Source organism: Streptomyces sp. NPDC003032 (assembly GCF_053591415.1).
In genome coordinates this window covers 1-1,863 of record NZ_JBSFTT010000120.1, presented here as the reverse complement: position 1 = coordinate 1,863, position 1,863 = coordinate 1, and the positions used below count along the sequence as shown (strand labels likewise).

The window sequence follows — 1,863 nt, the reverse complement described above, 5'->3', positions numbered from 1 at the left end:
TGATCGGCAACTGATCACGTGTTCGGCCGCCGGAAGCGACGTGGGTTGTCAGGCCACGTCGTTCTCTCGCTCGATCGCCTTGAGGCGGTTCTTGAACCGGTAGCTGGGGCCGTTGATGGAGATCACTTCGCAGTGGTGGAGGAGCCGGTCGAGGATGGCGGTGGCGAGGACCTCGTCGCCGAAGGCCCCGGCCCAGTCATCTGGGGCTGGCACATGTTCCTTTTCGAGGATCACTGCTGTCACCGGCCCGTATCCATCTCCTGCGGTCCTCGTTGGTCTTCACGGTGGTGCTCGGATTCTCCAGGCGCTGCCTTGATCGGTCAGGTGCGAGGAAGGTGTGCCGGTGACATCCCAGTTACGGGTGATCGAGGGTGGTGCTGTCCTGCTGGAGCCGGTGACCGCCGACCCGTGGGAGTTCCAGGCCGAATGCGTCGAAGCGTTCGTCGCCTCGTGGCGGGCCCGCGGGTTCAGCCCGGTGACGGTCGAGAACGACATTGGCCTGCTGGAGCGAACGCTGACTGCGCTGGGCCGGCCTGCGTGGGACGTCACCCCGGAGGACATCGACCGCGTCGTCGGCGACCTGGCCCTCGCGGGGCGGGCGGCTTCGACCCGGCGCGAGTATGTGCAGATCTTCAAGGGATTCCATCGGTTCCTGCAGGTCCGCAAGGCCGTTGAGGTCGAAGCGGGGTTCGGTGTCCGTCTGGTCTGCCCGGTAGACGAGTTTAACGCCGCGCGGCATGTCGGGGACGATTCCCCGGCCCAACTGCCGCCGCCGACCCCGGAGCGAGTGGCGGAGTTCTTCGACTTCCTCAAATCCCGGATCGCCACCGCCCGCAAGTACGGGCCCGCCGCCCGGGACTATGCAATGTTCCGGACCCTCTATCACGCCGGCCTGCGCTCGGAAGAAGCCTCCCTGCTGGACCGTCCCGACGTTCACTTCTCGCGGGGCCCGTTCGGAAAACTCCACGTACGTTTCGGCAAAGGCGCCCGCACTTCCGGCCCCAGGCCGCGCTGGGTGCCCATGCTGGACGGCCTCGACCTCGTCCTGCACTGGTTCCTCGACGACGTGCGGGGCAAGTTCCCCGACTCGCCAGTCCTGTTCGCGGACGAGTCCGGCGGCAGCCTGCACCGCGGGACGATCCGCAACCGCCTGCGCTATCTGATGGAACTCGAAGGACGCCCGGCCGCCGACCGGTTCAGCCCGCATGCCCTGCGGCGGGCCTGCGCGACCCACAACTACGAACGCGGCGTGGACCTCGTGGCGATCCAGCAACTCCTCGGTCACTGGACGGTCAGCTCGACCATGAGATACGTCCGGCCCTCCGCGACGTTCATCGAGGACGCCTATCGCCGCGCGGTGACCACCACGCTGAGCGAACTCACCGCCGACGAGGGCAGCCCCGCATGAAGATCCGATGGCGCCTGCGGATGGCCGCCGCCCAGCGCGAAGTCTGGACCGGCACCCAGTTGCAGCGACTTCTGGCCGAACGTGCCGGCCTGCAGATGTCCTCCGCATCAGTGTCCGCGCTGTTCACCAAGGAACCCTCCCAGGTGAAGATGTCCACCCTGATCGCATTGTGCACCGCACTGGAATGCACTCCCAACGACCTGTTCGAGGTCGACACCACCCCCGTCGAGCGCCCTGCCGCCCCATCACGGCCAGTCGCTGAACTGCCCAAGGCAGCCTCCGCCCGCGGCCGTTCGATGCCGCCGCTGTGACCCGGGTAGCATCGTGGGCGTCAAACAGAGCGACTGCATCGGCTGCGGAGCCCCGGTCGGCTTCATCGACCGGCAGTACTGCTGTCGCTGCACCGCCCGGCAGAAAGAAGCGGCGGCCAGAGCCGCTTGCCCCCGCTGCGGCCA

General features: G+C 67.4%; 2 protein-coding genes and 1 pseudogene. 2 read left to right on the top strand and 1 reads right to left on the bottom strand.

The annotated features are described in order from the left end of the window. Positions 1 to 48: 48 nt before the first annotated feature. Positions 49 to 198 (bottom strand): annotated as a pseudogene (locus ACWDZ7_RS42790) (ATP-binding protein); the annotation flags it as partial. A gap of 145 nt (positions 199 to 343) precedes the next feature. Here ACWDZ7_RS42790 and ACWDZ7_RS42785 point away from each other — a divergent pair. Both ACWDZ7_RS42785 and ACWDZ7_RS42780 read left to right on the top strand, forming a co-directional pair. Beyond that, the gene (locus tag ACWDZ7_RS42785; protein WP_451804371.1) at positions 344 to 1,408 is read left to right on the top strand and encodes a tyrosine-type recombinase/integrase; all 1,065 of its coding nucleotides are present in this window, start codon (positions 344 to 346) and stop codon (positions 1,406 to 1,408) included. Continuing rightward, a complete protein-coding gene (locus tag ACWDZ7_RS42780) occupies positions 1,405 to 1,719 on the top strand; it encodes a helix-turn-helix domain-containing protein (RefSeq protein WP_451804369.1) in 315 nt (104 codons plus the stop codon). Before ACWDZ7_RS42785 ends, ACWDZ7_RS42780 begins: the two co-directional genes overlap by 4 nt. Positions 1,720 to 1,863: the final 144 nt, after the last annotated feature.